We start from the raw sequence: 15888 nt of genomic DNA on the forward strand, positions 1-15888 counted from the left end.
GGCCACCCGCTATCGGCAAGCACACGCGAACCGCTAAGGATGGCGCATGCCTGCACGATGATGGTGCCGGATCAGGAGTGCCTTGCGTGAACCGATCTCTCCTGCTGCTTTCGATGGTCGCGGCGTCCGCCTCGGCGCAGGCGCCGGTACGCCGCGCTGCGCCTTTTACGGTCGACGGGCAGGGGTTCGCGACGCTGCAGGAGGCGGTGTCGTCGATCCGTCTGGGCACCGCGACGATCCTGATCGCGCCGGGCATCTACCGCGAATGCGCGGTGCAGGCGGGCGGGCGGATCACCTTCAAGGCGGTGGAGCCGGGCACCGCGATCTTCGAGCGCGTCGCGTGCGAGGACAAGGCCGCGCTGGTGTTGCGCGGCCAGGGCTCGGTCGTCGATGGCCTCGTCTTTCGCGGCTATAGCGTCGCGGACGGCAATGGCGCGGGCATCCGGACCGAGATGGGCGACCTGCGCGTCGTCAACGCGATGTTCCTCGACAGCCAGGAGGGCATTCTCGGGGGCGAGCCGAACGGACAGCGGATCACGATCGATCAGTCGACCTTTTCGGGGCTCGGCCAGTGCGACCAGTCGCCGAGCTGTGCGCACGCCATCTATCTCGCGAACAAAGGCAGCGTGACGATCACCCGGTCTCGGTTCGAGCGCGGCACCGGCGGTCATTACGTCAAGCTGCGCGTGCCGACCGTGTCGATCACCGACAACAGCTTCGACGACAGCGCGGGCCGCAAGACCAACTACATGATCGACCTGCCCGAGGGCGCAACCGGGCTGATCGCGCGCAACACCTTCGTGCAGGGCAAGCAGAAGGAGAACCACACCGGGCTGATCGTCGTCGCGGCGGAGGCGAAGACCTATCGCTCGACCGGCCTGCGCGTCGAGGACAATGACGCGCGGCTGTCACCGGGGGACACGAGCAGCCCTGCGTTCCTTGCGGATTACAGCCATGACCGGCTGGCGCTGGGGGCGAACCGGCTGGGGACTGGGTTGCGGGCGTTCGAGACGCGGTAGTTGGGCCACCGCGTTCGAAGTCGAGCGGGTCGGTGGCGCTGGCGCCTGAAACCCCGTCACCCCAGCGAAAGCCGGGGTCTCCCTGTTGGGACAGCGAGTGGCCGGTGCGGGAAGATCCCAGCTTTCGCTGGGATGACGGAGGGCCGGGCGTTGGAGGCCGCAGCATCCACCGCGACTGTTCACCCGCGAAGGCGGGAGAACAGCACTTCGGGCGTGCGTGAGCGCGCCTCAGCTCGGGCAGGTGCTCGCTGCGCCCGGATCGAGATCGAGGCACCGGCCGTCGAGCCCCGAGACCGGTAGCCCGATCGTCGCCGCGAGCGTCGGGACGATGTCCACCGTCTCCACCGACAGCGGCTGTTCGAACCCGGTCATCCCCTTGCGCCAGAACAGGATCGGCACGCGGCGGTCGTAATCCCAGGGGCTCCCGTGCGTCTCGACATAGCCGCCGGCTGGCGACACGATCGTCGTCACGCGCGGCTTGAGCAGCGTGACGAGCTGGCCCGAGCGCCCCTCGCTGTACGAGGCGCGCGCGCGCTCGATCAGCGTCCAGGTCTCGGGCGGCGTCTTCGCCATCGGCGTCGCCATGATCTCGGCGGCCGAGAAGGCAGCGGCAACCTGCGGCAAGGCACGATAGCGACGGAGCGCCTCGGCGAGCACCTTCGCCTGCGTCTTGGCCGGCAGGGTATCGTCGATATAGACGTCGCCCTCGGTGCCGAGCAGCACGCTGCCCTTCAGCCCCAGGTCCCTGGCGATCGCGGTGCCGACCTGCTTGGCCAGCACGTTCTCGTCCATATGCGCTTCCATCGGCATCGCGCGCTGCTGCTGGCGCTCGGTCGCGTCGTGCGCGCCGTGGTCGGCGGTCAGCACCACCTCGTAATCGACGCCGGTCTCGTCCAGCACCGCGAAGAACCCGCCCAGCGTCCGATCGAGCTCGGCCATCTGGATGCACATCTCCGACCCCTGCGTGCCGTAGGAGTGGCCGATATAGTCGGTCGCCGACGCGCCGATGTCGATGATGTCGGTCTGCGGTCCTTGGCCGAGCTTCATGTCCTGGACGAGCGCTGCCGCCATCGCGAACACCGCGGCATCGGACGCCGGCGACACGCGGAAGCCCTTGGCGTCGCCCGCCTCGCGTTCGAACCGGCCCTGGCCATAGGTCTTGCCCGCGATCACGATCGGATGGTCCACGCCCGCGCAATAGCCCGGCAGCGGCAGTGCCGCCTGTGGCAGCGCGATCAGCTTGGCGACCGCGTCGCGCGTGCGCTGCACCGCGGGCGGCACCGCGCGGCCCGCATAGGAGACATAGGTCTTGCCGTCCCACCACCAGAGCTCGTCGACCTTGTGACCGCCCATCATCACCGCCGCGCGATCCTTGCCCGCGACCGACACCGAGCGCGTCCGCGGATCGCGTGCCTTCATCATCTCGCCAAGCGTCGGCACCTGCAGGTGCATGTCCGACACGGTGTAGCTGTCGTGCGTGCTGCCGGTAACGCGCTCGTCCTCCGAGCAGTAGACGATCTTGTCGGGCCGCCCCGCGCGCTGGTCGACCCAGTTGTTCGCGATGATCCCGGTGTGCGCTGGCCGCATGCCCGTCAGGATCGTCGAATGGCCGGGGCAGGTCTCGGTCGCGGCGTGGCTCTGATACCCGCTCGGGAACACGACGCCGCCGAGCAGTCGCGCGAAACCGCCGGTGTACCGGTTGCGATATTGCTGGAAAAGATCGGCGGCGAACTGATCGACCGAGATCGCGACGATCAGTTTCGGCGGCGTCGACGGGGCCGCGGCGGGCGTCGGGGCCGGCGGTGCGGTCTGGGCGGATGCCGAAGCGGCCGAGGTCAGCAGCAGCGCGGCGATAAGTGCTTTCACGAACAGTCCTTTAGCAAGCGGCGACCACGGGAGCAGCCGTCGCTTTGAAGTGCAATACGACATCGCCACCGCTATGGCTTTGCGCGATGAACGACACAAGGATGGCCATGCGCAGTTTACGTTGCGTCGTGATGACGGTTTTGCTGGCGCTGTGCGGCCTGTCGCCTGCGTTCGCGGAATCGCTCAACGGATCGAGCCAGCACCTGTCGATGCGGCTGGTCGCCGAAAGCGATCGCCCGAAGGCCGGCGCGCCGCTGACGATCGCGCTTGCGACGACGCCCGAAAAGGGCTGGCACGGCTATTGGCGCAACCCCGGCGATGCGGGATTTCCGGCGACGTTCGACTGGACGCTGCCCGCGGGTGCCAAGGCGGGCGAACCCGAATGGCCGGTGCCGACGACCCTGCTGATCGCGGGCCTGATGAACTATGTCTACGAGGCGCCCTATGCGCCGCTCGTGACGATCCAGATTCCCGCGGGCCTTGCGGCGGGGACCAAGTTGCCGATCCGGTTGAAGACGAGCTATCTCGTCTGCTCGGCGACGATCTGCGTTCCCGAGGAGCAGGCGCTGTCGCTTGACCTGACGATCGGCGACGGCGCGCCCGCACAGACGGCGGCCTTTGCCGACTGGCGGCGCGCCATCCCCAAGCCACTCGATTCCGGCGCGACCTATGCCGCGAGCAACGGGACGATGCGGATCGCGGTGCCGTTCCCTGCAAGCGCCAAGGCCGACGCGGCGTATTTCTTCCCCGTCACCACCGGCGTGATCGACAATGGCGCTCGACAGAACGTCACGCGCGATGGCGACCGGCTGACGATCGAGACGAAGCTTGCGGCGAACGCAAAGAGCGGCGGGCCGGTCGAGGGCGTGTTGCGGATCGGCGACGCGCAGGGACTGAGCGTCAAGGCGACGCCCGGCGTGGTGGCCGACAGCGGATCGGGCACGGCGACCGCCGAGAATGTCTGGCTGACCGCACTGGTCGCGTTCGCGGGCGCGGTGCTCGGCGGATTGATCCTCAACATCATGCCGTGCGTGTTCCCGATCCTCAGCCTCAAGGCACTCAGCCTTGCGCGCGGCGGGGCGAGCGAGAAGGACGCGCGCGGCGAGGCGCTTGCCTATACCGCGGGCGTCGTGCTCGTCTGCCTCGGGCTCGGGGCGGCGATCCTCGCGCTGCGTGCAGGCGGTTCCGCAGTCGGCTGGGCGTTCCAGTTGCAGCATCCCGCGGCAATCGTCGTCCTGCTCCTGCTGAGCGCGGCGATCGCGTTCAACCTTGCCGGGCTGTTCGAGGTGCCGACGCCGCGCTTTGCGGGCGAAAGCGGTGCGAGCGGCGCGTTCGCAACGGGGGCGCTCGCGGCGTTCATCGCGACGCCGTGCACGGGCCCGTTCATGGGCGCGGCGCTCGGCGCGGCGCTCGTCCTGCCGTGGCCGGCGGCGCTCGCAGTGTTCGGCGGGCTCGGGATCGGCCTGTCGCTGCCGTTCCTCGCGATCGGGTTCGTGCCCGCATGGCGGCGCTGGCTGCCCAAACCCGGCGTATGGATGGAGACGTTCCGCCATATCCTGTCGGTGCCGATGTTCCTTACCGCGATCGCGCTCGGCTGGGTGCTGGGGCGGCAGACCGGCGTGGATACGCTGACGCTCGCGCTGATCGCGGTGCTGGCGGTGGGCGCGGTGCTCTGGATCGGCGGGTCGCGCCAACGCAAGGGCAAGGCATTCGGTGCCGCGGCACAGGTCGCGCTGGCCGTGGTCTTCGTCGGAAGCGCGGTGCTCATCGCGCGCGCGCCACCCGCATCGGCAAAGGTCGCGGCGGCTGGCGACGAGGGTTTCACCGAGGCCCGGCTCGCGTCGCTGCGCTCGGAGAAGCGCCCGGTATTCGTGTATTTCACCGCCGACTGGTGCCTGACGTGCAAGGTCAATGAAAAGGCGGCGATCGACACCGCGGGCGTGCGCGATGCGTTCGCGAGGAACAATGTCGCGGCGCTCATCGGTGACTGGACCGACGGCGACCCGGTGATGGGCCGCTTCATCCAGGCGCATAACCGCGCCGGCGTCCCGCTCTACCTCTATTACGCCCCCGGCGCCGCCGAGCCGACTGTCCTGCCGCAGGTCCTGACGCCCGGTCTGCTGCAAGCGCTGGGGCGCTGATTTCCACTCCATCGTCGTGGCGGAAGGCAGGGTTCAGCGTCACCGAGCGTGCGCTCCATGGCCCTGGATCCTGACTTTCGTCACGATGACGGGAGGGGGAGAGGTGCTGCATTCCTACGCGCGACCCGCCCCGGCTACGCTGGAGCATCGCGGTCGCTCACGAACATTCGACGCTTGTGCGGCGCAGCGATGCGATGCAGCATGGAACCGTAACGCTTGATGGGGAATTTACCGTTCCGATGGGGAAACGAGCGTTTGATGAAATCATGGGGGCGTCGGACGATAATACCGTTCGCCCCGAACTTGCGGCATTGGGACGCTGGATCGAGGACACGCCCGACGGAGAGCTGCGGCGACGTCAGCAGGCGGCGGAGACGACGTTCCGGCAACTCGGCATCACCTTTGCGGTCTACGGAGAGAACGAAGCCGCCGAGCGTATCATCCCGTTCGACATCGTCCCCCGCGTCTTCCTGCATGACGAATGGACGCGCCTGTCCGAGGGACTGATCCAGCGCGTCGAGGCGATCAACGCGTTCCTCGACGATATCTATGGCGAGCGTCGCATCCTCAAGGAGGGCATCCTCCCCGAGGATCTGGTCATGGGCAATGCGCAGTTCCGACCGGAAATCGCAGGCATGCGCCCGCCTCACGGGATCTGGGCGCATATCTGCGGGATCGATCTGGTCCGCACGGGGCCGGACGACTTCTTCGTGCTCGAGGACAATGCGCGGACGCCGTCGGGTGTCAGCTACATGCTCGAAAATCGCGAGGCGATGCTGCGGCTTTGCCCCGAGCTGTTCCGCGAATTCCGCGTGGCCGCGGTCGACAGCTATCCCGATCGGCTGCTCGAGACGATGAAATCGGTCGCGCCGCACGGCGTCAGTGCGCCGACCTGCGTCGTGCTGACGCCCGGCCATTATAATTCGGCCTATTACGAGCACAGCTTCCTTGCGGACTCGATGGGGGTCGAGCTCGTCGAGGCGGCGGATCTCGTGGTCGACGACGACATCGTCTGGATGCGGACGATCGCCGGACGCGTGAAGGTCGACGTCATCTATCGCCGGATCGACGATGACTATCTCGACCCGCTCGTCTTCCGCCCCGACAGCGCGCTGGGCGTGCCCGGACTGATCGCTGCATATGCCGCGGGCAATGTCGCGATCATCAACGCGCCGGGCAACGGGATCGCCGACGACAAGGCGATCTACAGCTACATGCCCGATATCGTGAAATTCTATTCGGGCGGCACGTGCAAGCTTCCCAATGTCGAGACATGGCGCTGCCGCGAACCGCAGGCGCTCCAATACGTGCTCGACAATCTCGAGGACGTCGTCGTCAAGCTCGTCGATGGCTCGGGCGGGTACGGCATGCTGGTCGGGCCGACCGCGACGAAGCAGGAGATCGAGGATTTCCGTGCCGCGCTGATCGCCGAGCCGCACCGCTACATCGCGCAACCGACGCTGGCGCTGTCGACCGTGCCGACGATGGCGGAGGCGGGGCTGTGCCCGCGCCACGTCGACTTCCGGCCGTTCGTGCTGACCGGATCGAAGGGGGTGCAGGTCGTGCCCGGCGGGCTGACGCGCGTCGCGCTGAAGGAGGGCTCGCTGGTCGTGAACTCGAGCCAGGGCGGCGGAACGAAGGACAGTTTCGTGCTGATGGCGGATCAGTCGCAGCGCATGGCGGCAGGCGGCATGACGCAGATGATGGGCGGGATGTCGCAGACGCTCGGCACTGTTCCGTCGCAGCCCGAGGTGCAGTCCTGATGCTGTCGCGTACCGCTTCGTCACTCTACTGGCTCGGTCGCTATTTCGAGCGTGCGGACTTCATCGCGCGGCTGGTCGAGGCGACGGTGCGCCTCGACGTGCTGTCCCCGCAACCCGCGGGCGAGGACGCCTGGGCGTCCGCGCTGGCGGTCACCGAAACCGACGAGGCGTTCGCCCGGACCGGGGTGCCCGTCGCGCAGCGCGACGTCGTGCGCTTCCTGACGCTCGACGCGAGCCATCCGGGATCGATCGTGCGGTGTCTCGACATGGCGCGGAACAACGCCAAGGCGGTGCGTACCGCGCTGACGCGCGAAGCATGGACCGCGATCAACCGGGCATGGCTGCTGTTCGAGAACCGCGCGACGCCGGGCAGCACCACCGCGCAGCTCAATCTGGTCGAGGCGGTCAAGAACGAGACGCGCGGCTTCGAGGGTGCGATCCACCGGATGCTGCGCAATCAGACGACGTGGTTCATCCGGCTGGGGCAGGCGGTCGAACGCGCCGACAACACCGCGCGGCTGCTCGACGTCAAATACCACATCCTGTTACCCGAGGGGCAGCAGCTTGGCGGCGCGATCGACCGTGACCAGTGGACGACGATCCTGCAGACCGTATCGGCGGTGACCGCCTATCGCTGGCTGTATAACGATGGACTTCGTCCGGCCGACGTGATCGACCTCTTGCTGGCGCGAGCGGAACTGCCGCGCAGCCTTGCCGCCTCTGTCGAGGAGACCGTCGACGTGTTGAACCTGCTTGCGAAACGCACCGGACAGCATGGCGAGGCCGACCGGATGGCGCGATTGCGCGCGTCGCGGTTGAGCCGGACCCGATCGGGCGAGGTGATCGCATCGGGCCTGCACCAGTATCTTCAGGCCTTCATCCAGGAAAACGCGATGCTCCACAGCGCAATCGGCCGGCAGTTCAAGTTCCTTTGATGCGTCTGTCGGTCGATCACCGCACGATCTATCGCTTCACAACGCCGCAAAGCCGGCTCGTCCAGATGCTCCGCATGACGCCGCAGAATACGCATGACCAGACCGTCGCGCGCTGGCGGATCGACGTCGACTGCGACGCGCGGCTGCGTCAGGGGCGCGACGGCTTCGGCAACGTCATCACCATGCTGTATATCGACGGTCCGATCGACGGGATCGAGATCAGCGTCACCGGCGACGTGCTGACGAGCCATTCGGACGGTGTCGTCCACGGCGCGCACGAGGTGCTTCCGCCTGCGCTGTTCCTGCGGTCGACGCCGACGACACCGCAAGACGGTGCGATCGCGCGCTTTGCGGAGAATGCGGCGTCGGGGGCGAGCGGTCGCATCGGCGCGCTCCACCGGCTGAACGACGCGGTCCACGCGCGCCTGGCGCCGGACCTGGGGCGGCCCAAGCCGGACCTCGACGCGGCCGCGGCATTCCGCCTCGACAGCGGCACGTCGCGGGACATGGCGCAGGTGTTCATCGTCGGCGCACGCGCGCTCGGCGTACCCGCCCGCTACGTGTCCGGCTATCTGTTCACCGATCGCGACGACGATCACCGGCCGACGCCGCATGGCTGGGCAGAGGCTCATGTCGACGGGCTTGGCTGGATCGGCTTCGATCCGTTTGTCGGCGCCTGTCCCGAGGAGGAGCATGTCCGCATGGCGGTCGCGCTCGATGCGGCGGGCGCGGCGCCGGTCGCGGGCTCGCGGCTGGGGGAGGGGGTGAACGGCTCGACGTCGACGTGGTGGTCTCGAGCGACGGCGACGATCTTCCCCGCAACACGCAGTAGCGATTCAGGCGAGGGGCGGTTGCTCGACGGGCTGCGGCGGCAGCGGTTCGGCGATGTCCGCGTCGGTGAGAAGTCGCCAGCCTGCGGGACCAAGCCGCTCGATCGGGCGATAGCGGATCTTGTATTCCATCCGGCTCGATCCCTTCACCCAATAGCCCAGATAGACATAGGGCAGGCCGGCATCGCGCGCGCGGAAGATGTGGTCGAGGATGATGTAGTTGCCGAGCCCCGGCCGGGTCGCATCGTCGGCGGCAAAGAAGCTGTAGATCATCGAAAGACCATCGGCATGCCGGTCGGTCAGGCAGGCGCCGATGAGCGCACCTGGTACGCCGTTGGCGCTCGGTTCGCGATATTCGACGATCAGCGACTCGACGGGCGAATGCTCGACCATGTCGGCATAATCGTCCTCGTCCATGCCGGCCATGCCGCCGCCGGGGTGGCGCGTCGACAGATAGCGGCGGAGAAGCTGGAACTGTTCGTCGGTCGCCCAGGCCTTGCAGACGCGCGCCTCGATGTCCGCGTGGCGCTTGAGCAGCTTGCGCTGAGTCGCGTTCGGGGCGAATTCCGGGGTGACGATGCGCACCGACACGCAGGCGACACACCCCGCGCAGCTCGGCCGATAGGCGACCCCCTGGCTGCGTCGGAACCCGATCCGGCCGAGCGCGTCGTTGAGGTCGTTGGCGTGCGGGCCCGTGAGTTCGGTGAAGACCTTCCGTTCCTGCCGCCCCGGCAGGTACGGGCAGGGGCCGGGACTCGTCACGAAGAAGCGGGGAAAGCGGAACGGTGCAGTCATCTGGAATTGCCCCCTCCGGCTCCACCGCGATCTTAGGCGGCAGAGGTATATGAATAGTATGCGGCGCGATGAAAAGCGGGCGCACGCGACGCAGTAAAAACTTCGTCGCGTGCGGCAGCGCGGGGGTTACCCGGTGATCAGGCCAGTTCGACGGTGCTCGTCTCGTATCCCGCCGCCTTGAGCGCGGCGACCAGCCGGTCGAGATGCGCACGGTCGCGCGCCTCGCACTCGATGTCGGTGATCAGCCCTTTGCCGGCAACGTCGTGAAGACGCGCTGGTGATAGACCTCGATGATGTTGACGCGTTCCTGGTCGAAGATCCGCGCGACGTTGTAGAGCGCGCCAGGCTGGTCCTGAAGCCGGATACGCAGGCGTGCGAGCCGGCCCGAGCGGGCGAGATCGCGCAGCAGCACGTTGGCGAGGAGCCGCGTGTCGATGTTGCCGCCGCACAGCACGATGCCGACGGTGCGGCCCTTGAACCGCTCGGGATGCTGGAGCAGCGCGGCGAGGCCTGCGGCACCCGCACCCTCGACGACCGTCTTCTCGATCTGGAGCAACAGGCTGACCGCCATTTCGAGGCTGCGCTCGCTGACGAGGACGATGTCGTCGACCAGTTCGGCGACCATCTTCGACGTGATGCCGCCGGGTTCCTTGACCGCGATGCCTTCGGCCAGCGTATCGCCCGCGCACGGCATCGTCGTCCCGTTGATGCGGTTGTACATCGACGGGAACAGCTCGGCCTCGACGCCGACGACCTCGATCGGATGGCCGCCCTCCTGCGTCGCGGCGCGCGTCACCGTGGCAACGCCCGAGATCAGCCCGCCGCCGCCGATCGGCACGACCATCAGGTCGATGTCGGGCACGTCCTGCAGCATCTCGATCGCGGTCGTGCCCTGCCCGGCGATGACGCGCGGGTCGTCGAACGGGTGGACGAAGGTGAAGCCGCACTCACCCTCGAGCACGCGCGCATGCGCATAGGCGGCGTCGAACGTGTCGCCGTGCAGCACGACCTTGGCACCATGGCCCTCGGTCTGCGTGACCTTCACGGTCGGCGTGTTGGTCGGCATGACGATCGTCGCGGGGATGCCGAGCCGGTTGGCGTGATAGGCGAGGCCCTGCGCGTGATTGCCCGCCGAGGCCGCGATGACGCCCTTCGCGCACGCCTCGGGCGACAGCTGCAACAGCGTGTTGAGCGCGCCGCGTTCCTTGTACGCCGCGGTGAACTGAAGATTCTCGAACTTCAGATAGACCGTCGCGCCGGTCATCTGGCTCAGCGTCCGGCTGATCAGCGTCGGCGTGCGGACGATCGAGGCGCGGATGCGGTCATGCGCGGCGCGGACGTCGTCGATGGACACGGGAAGGGTGGGTGCCGCTACGGCAGCGAGGGTAGCCATGCGCGATGCGCTAGACCATCTGGCGCGCAGGGGAAACACCGCTTATGCGCTTGGGGCATGGCAAAACTGGCATTCATCGGGACCGGCGTGATGGGCGCGCCGATGGCGGGGCATCTCGTCGCCGCCGGGCACGACGTCGTCGTCTATAACCGCACGCAGGCCAAGGCGCGGGCCTGGGCCGAGAAATATGGCGGGACCGTCGCCGAGACTCCCGCGGCAGCCGCGACGGGGGCGGATGCGATGTTCGCGTGCGTCGGCAATGACGACGATCTGGCATCGGTGACGCTCGGCGAGGACGGCGCGTTCGCGGCGATGCGCGACGATGCGGTGTTCGTCGATCACACGACGGTATCCGCAGCGATCGCACGGCGGCTTGCGGCGGAGCGTGCGCTGGTCGTCGATGCGCCGGTTTCGGGCGGACAGGCGGGCGCCGAGAGCGGCAAGCTGTCGATCATGTGCGGCGGCTCGGCGGCGGCGATGGCGAAGGCCGAACCCTTCATGCAGGCCTATGCAGCACGGATCGTTCACGTCGGCGACGCGGGCGCCGGGCAGACGACGAAGATGTGCAACCAGATTGCGATCGCCGGCGTGATCCAGGGCGTCGCCGAGTCGCTGCGGTTCGCGCAGATGTCGGGGCTCGATCTCGACAAGGTGCTCGAGGCGATCTCGGGCGGCGCGGCGCAGAGCTGGCAGATGGTCAATCGCTGGCCGACGATGGCGAGGGAGGAGTTCGACTTCGGCTTCGCGGTCGACTGGATGCGCAAGGACCTGGGGCTCGCGCTCGACGAGGCGAGACGCAATGGTGCGGTGCTGCCGGTCGCGGCGCTCGTCGATCAATTCTATGCCGATGTCCAGGCGATGGGCGGTGCTCGCCAGGATACGAGCGCGTTGGTGCGGAGATTGCCCAAGTGAAGCGTTTTCTGATTTCGACGGCGGCAGCGTCGCTGCTCGCCGGTCCCGCCTTTGCCGACGGGATCGTCGACAACGTCAACGGCATCACGGTGGCCGAGGGCGGCAAGCTCATCCGGTTCAAGGCGATCCTCGTCGACAAGGACGGTCGCGTCACGCGGCTGGTCCCGCCGGGCGAGGAACCGCCCAAGCTCAGCCGCAAGGAATTGAAGAAGAACGCGGGCAAGCCGTTGTACGACTGGCGGATCGACATGCGCGGCAAGACCGCGTTGCCGGGGTTCGTCGACGCGCATGGCCATGTCCTCGAGCTCGGCTTCGGCGCGCTGTCGCTTGATCTGTCGTCGGCCAAGTCGCTGGGCGAGGCGAAGTCGCTGATTGCGGCGTATGTCGCCGCCAACCCTGACCGCAAATGGGTACTCGGACGCGGCTGGAACCAGGAGACCTGGGGGCTGGGACGCTTTCCGACCGCCGCGGATCTCGACTCGGTGGCGGGCGGGCATCCGATCTGGCTGTCGCGCGCGGACGGTCATGCGGGCTGGGCGAACAGCGTCGCGATGCGCGAAGCGGGGATCACCGGTGCGACGCTTGCCCCTGCTGGCGGGCGTATCGAGAAAAGCGGCGGCGCCCCGTCGGGCGTGTTCGTCGACGCCGCGCAGGGGCTGATCGAGAAGGTGGTGCCGCAACCCCTCCCCAAGGAGCGCGACGCCGCGTTCCTGACCGCGCAACGGATCCTGCTGGAATATGGCGTCACCGCGGTCGCGGACATGGGGACGACGCTCGACGACTGGCTGACCTATCGCCGGATGGCGGATCTGGGCGGGCTCCGGGTGCGGATCATGAGCTATGCGCTGGGCGTCGAGACCGCGGGGCGGATCGGCGGCAAGGGACCGACGCCGTGGCTGTATGCCGACCATCTCCGGATGGGCGGCGTGAAGCTGTACGCCGACGGCGCGCTGGGGTCGCGCGGCGCATGGCTGCTCAAGCCCTATGCGGATGCGCCGGGGCAGACGGGTCTGGGGTTCCTGACCGATGCGCAACTGCAGAACCAGATGAGCCGCGCGGCGATGGACGGGTTCCAGGTCGCGGTGCACGCGATCGGCGACAAGGCCGATCAGCAGGTGCTCGACGCGATCCAGGTCGAGAGCGAGACCTACACCGGCGACCGGCGCTGGCGTGTCGAGCATGCGCAGATCGTCGATCCCGCCGACCTTCCGCGTTTCGGCAAGTTCGGCACGATCGCGTCGATGCAGCCGACGCACCAGACGAGCGACCGCGCAATGGCCGAGGCACGGCTTGGGCCGAACCGCCTGACGGGCGCGTATGCGTGGAAGTCGATGCTGGCCAATGGGTCGAAGCTCGCATTCGGGACCGACTTCCCGGTCGAGAAGCCCGACCCGTTCGCGACATGGGCCGCGGCGTTCACGCGGCAGGATGCGGATGGCCAGCCGCAGGGCGGATGGCAGCCGCAGGAACTGATCACGCGCGAGCAGGCATGGTGGGCGATGACCGGGGCCGCCGCCTATGCGGGGTTTGCGGAAACCAAGTTCGGTGCGCTGGCACCGGGGCAGCGTGCGGACTTCATCATCGTCGATCGTGATCCAACGCTCGCGTCGCCCACCGACCTGCGGACGACCAAGGTCGAACAGACCTGGATCGGCGGCGAGAAGATGTGGGAGCGCAAATAGGCGCAGCGCCACTGCCGGACGGGGGCGGTGCGTCGCAGCGCGCCGCCGGCATCGGGGCCTGAGACCATCGACATGAAAAGGACCGCGGCGCCCCTGGCTCCGCGGTCCTTTTTATTGTCCGTCGATGGCGTGTCAGGCGACCTGGGTTTCGACCAGCTCGTCGGGCTCGCGCAGGACATAGCCGCGGCCCCAGACGGTCTCGATATAGTTCTCGCCGTCGCAGGCCAGGCTGAGCTTCTTGCGCAGCTTGCAGATGAAGACGTCGATGATCTTCAGTTCGGGCTCGTCCATCCCGCCATACAGGTGGTTGAGGAACATTTCCTTGGTGAGCGTCGTGCCCTTGCGCAGCGAAAGCAGCTCCAGCATCGCATATTCCTTGCCGGTCAGGTGGACGCGGCTGCCGTCGACCTCGACCGTCTTGGCGTCGAGATTGACCGCGAGCTTGCCCGTGCGGATGACCGACTGGCTGTGCCCCTTCGAACGACGGACGACGGCGTGGATGCGCGCGATCAGTTCCTCGCGGTGGAACGGCTTGGTGACGTAATCGTCGGCACCGAACCCGAAGCTGCGGACCTTCGAGTCCATCTCGTTGACGCCCGACAGGATCAGCACCGGGGTCGCGACACGCGCGACGCGCAGGCGCTTCAGAACGTCGTAGCCGTGCATGTCCGGCAAATTCAGGTCGAGCAGGATGATGTCGTAATCATATAGTTTGCCCAGATCGAGGCCTTCTTCACCGAGGTCGGTGATGTAGACGTTGAATCCTTCGGTCGTGAGCATGAGCTCGATCGCCTTGGCGGTGGTCGGTTCGTCCTCGATCAACAGCACGCGCATGGGTCGTTCCCCGTTTACGAACGCGACAGCCCCTGCTCCGCTATTCGCCTTGATTCATTAACCAAACAACATCTGAAGGCAAAAGGTTAATTTCGACTTAAGTGCGTAAGGACGCTATGTTTTTGGACGAATACGACAAGTTTCGCGCGGAAGCGCGCGACCTGCACGTAAAGACTTCGCGCCGATTTATGGACCATCACGGCGTAGTATTTCCGGCAGGCGCGAGGGAATGCCAGTGAAATCCGTCGCGTTCGAGCAGGGCGTCCGCGGAGTCCGGACCCAGGCTTCCCGCGGGATACGGGTCGGGCGCGCCCTCTTCTGCCCATATGTCGAGGAACGGCTGCACCGCGGCCCAGCCTGCCTCGATCGCGTCGGCGCGCTGGAACAGTGTCTGGTCGCCGGCGAACAGATCGTGGATCAGCGATTCATATCCGGTCATCGCGCCGATATCGAACCGATCCGCATAGCGGAAATCGAGCGCGATCGGCGCGGTGTCGACTTCTAGCCCGGGGCGCTTGATGTTGATGTCCATGCTCAGTCCCTCGTCGGGCTGGATCTGGATGATCAGCCGGTTGGGGGGCAGCATTTCGGCAGCGGTCTTGTGGAACTGCGCGAAGGGAACGGGCTTGAACGTGATGACGACCTCGGTGTCGCGAATCGCCATCGCCTTGCCCGTCCGCAGGTAGAAGGGCACACCCGCCCAGCGCCATGTGTCGACCATGAGCTTGAGTGCGACATAGGTTTCGGTCGTGCTGTCGGTGGCGATATCGGGCGACTCGGTAAAGCCGGCGACGTCGCGCTCGCCGATCCGCCCATGCGTATAGACACCCCGGACGCCGTTGCGGCGGGCCTTGGTCGGCGTGTAACGCCGGACCGCCTTCAGCACCTTGCCCTTCTCGTTGCGCACCGCTTCGGCGTCGAAGCTCGCGGGCGGTTCCATCGCAACCATCGCCAGCAGCTGGAACAGGTGGTTGGGCACCATGTCGCGCAGCGCACCCGTGGCATCGTAGAAGCGGCCGCGCGTGCCGACGTCGACGGTCTCGGCGGCGGTGATCTGGACATGGGCGATACAGTCCGCGTTCCAGACACGCTCGATCATCATGTTCGCAAAGCGCGCGGTCATGATGTTCTGGACGGTTTCCTTGCCGAGGAAATGGTCGATCCGGTACACCTGCGTCTCGGCGACCTTGGCGAGGATGCGCGCGTTGAGCGCCTGCGCGGATGCGAGATCGTGGCCGAACGGCTTCTCGATCGCGATACGGCGGAACGCGTTGCGCTGCTCCCTGGTCAGGTCGTGATCGGCGAGCTTGTCGACGATGTCGCCGAAGAACTTGGCCGGGACCGCCAGATAGAACGCGGCATTGCCCGACACGCGCGCCTTGATCTGGTCGTAGACCGCGTCCTGCGTGAAATCGCCCTGAATATAATGGATGTGCTGTTGCAGCTTCGACCATGCTTCGTCCTGGTCGGGCGTGGCATGGCTGCCGGCCTGCTGGCGGAAATCGCTGAGCGCGCCACGCAACGCGGCGTCATCGCCGGGCTCGATGCCGATCCCCAGTACGGAAAAGTCCGCCCCCAGCATGCCCAGCCGGGTCATGTTGGTCAGCGCGGGCATCAGGAGGCGGCGCGTCAGGTCTCCCATCGCGCCGAAGATCACGAGCGTCGTCGGCGGGGCAGGGGCTATCGGTACGGTCATGCGGTCACGGTCCGGAACAGCG

General features: G+C 67.1%; 10 protein-coding genes and 2 pseudogenes. 7 read left to right on the plus strand and 5 right to left on the minus strand.

Translation table 11 applies throughout. The features are described 5' to 3' along the window. The first annotated feature begins 86 nt into the window (after positions 1-86). Positions 87-1019 (plus strand): right-handed parallel beta-helix repeat-containing protein, encoded by a 933-nt coding sequence (locus QP165_RS15030; protein ID WP_333996230.1) that lies wholly within the window; start codon positions 87-89, stop codon positions 1017-1019. 228 nt (positions 1020-1247) lie between these two features. On the opposite strand, the gene QP165_RS15035 is transcribed toward QP165_RS15030, so the two are convergent. Further along, entirely contained in the window at positions 1248-2885 is a 1638-nt protein-coding gene (locus tag QP165_RS15035; protein WP_333996231.1) for an alkaline phosphatase family protein, read from the minus strand. 107 nt (positions 2886-2992) lie between these two features. Here QP165_RS15035 and QP165_RS15040 point away from each other — a divergent pair, with 107 nt between their 5' ends. The 4 genes and pseudogenes from QP165_RS15040 to QP165_RS15055 all read left to right on the plus strand — a co-directional run. Further along, on the plus strand, positions 2993-5026 hold the full coding sequence (locus tag QP165_RS15040; RefSeq protein ID WP_333996232.1) for a protein-disulfide reductase DsbD family protein: 2034 nt from the start codon (positions 2993-2995) through the stop codon (positions 5024-5026). 239 nt (positions 5027-5265) lie between these two features. After that, positions 5266-6789, plus strand: coding sequence for a circularly permuted type 2 ATP-grasp protein (locus QP165_RS15045; protein ID WP_333996233.1), 1524 nt, complete (start codon positions 5266-5268; stop codon positions 6787-6789). Then, a complete protein-coding gene (locus QP165_RS15050) occupies positions 6789-7724 on the plus strand; it encodes an alpha-E domain-containing protein (RefSeq protein WP_056020893.1) in 936 nt (311 codons plus the stop codon). The genes QP165_RS15045 and QP165_RS15050 overlap by 1 nt, the downstream gene beginning before the upstream one ends. Before the next feature lie 65 nt (positions 7725-7789). Next, positions 7790-8329: pseudogene (locus tag QP165_RS15055) on the plus strand (transglutaminase family protein); the annotation flags it as partial. Between the two features lie 231 nt (positions 8330-8560). On the opposite strand, the gene QP165_RS15060 reads toward QP165_RS15055, so the two are convergent. Together QP165_RS15060 and QP165_RS15065 are read right to left on the minus strand one after the other, a co-directional pair. Further along, on the minus strand, positions 8561-9349 hold the full coding sequence (locus QP165_RS15060; RefSeq protein ID WP_056020899.1) for an arginyltransferase: 789 nt from the start codon (positions 9347-9349) through the stop codon (positions 8561-8563). A gap of 137 nt (positions 9350-9486) precedes the next feature. Then, positions 9487-10742, minus strand: a pseudogene (locus QP165_RS15065) (threonine ammonia-lyase). 57 nt (positions 10743-10799) lie between these two features. On the opposite strand from QP165_RS15065, the gene QP165_RS15070 reads away from it, so the two are divergent. Beyond that, positions 10800-11654, plus strand: a complete 855-nt coding sequence (locus QP165_RS15070; RefSeq protein ID WP_333996234.1) for an NAD(P)-dependent oxidoreductase — start codon at positions 10800-10802, stop codon at positions 11652-11654. Then, complete coding sequence (locus tag QP165_RS15075) at positions 11651-13336, plus strand: amidohydrolase (RefSeq protein WP_333996235.1); 1686 nt, start codon at positions 11651-11653, stop codon at positions 13334-13336. The genes QP165_RS15070 and QP165_RS15075 overlap by 4 nt, the downstream gene beginning before the upstream one ends. A gap of 132 nt (positions 13337-13468) precedes the next feature. On the opposite strand, the gene ctrA is transcribed toward QP165_RS15075, so the two are convergent. Together ctrA and zwf are read right to left on the minus strand one after the other, a co-directional pair. Further along, complete coding sequence (gene ctrA, locus QP165_RS15080; protein WP_056020911.1) at positions 13469-14170, minus strand: response regulator transcription factor CtrA; 702 nt, start codon at positions 14168-14170, stop codon at positions 13469-13471. Positions 14171-14366: 196 nt separating this feature from the next. After that, the gene (gene zwf / locus QP165_RS15085) at positions 14367-15866 is read right to left on the minus strand and encodes a glucose-6-phosphate dehydrogenase (protein WP_333996236.1); all 1500 of its coding nucleotides are present in this window, start codon (positions 15864-15866) and stop codon (positions 14367-14369) included. Between the last annotated feature and the right edge of the window lie 22 nt (positions 15867-15888).

The organism is Sphingomonas sp. 22R3R2A-7 (genome assembly GCF_036856055.1).
Classification (GTDB): domain Bacteria; phylum Pseudomonadota; class Alphaproteobacteria; order Sphingomonadales; family Sphingomonadaceae; genus Sphingomonas.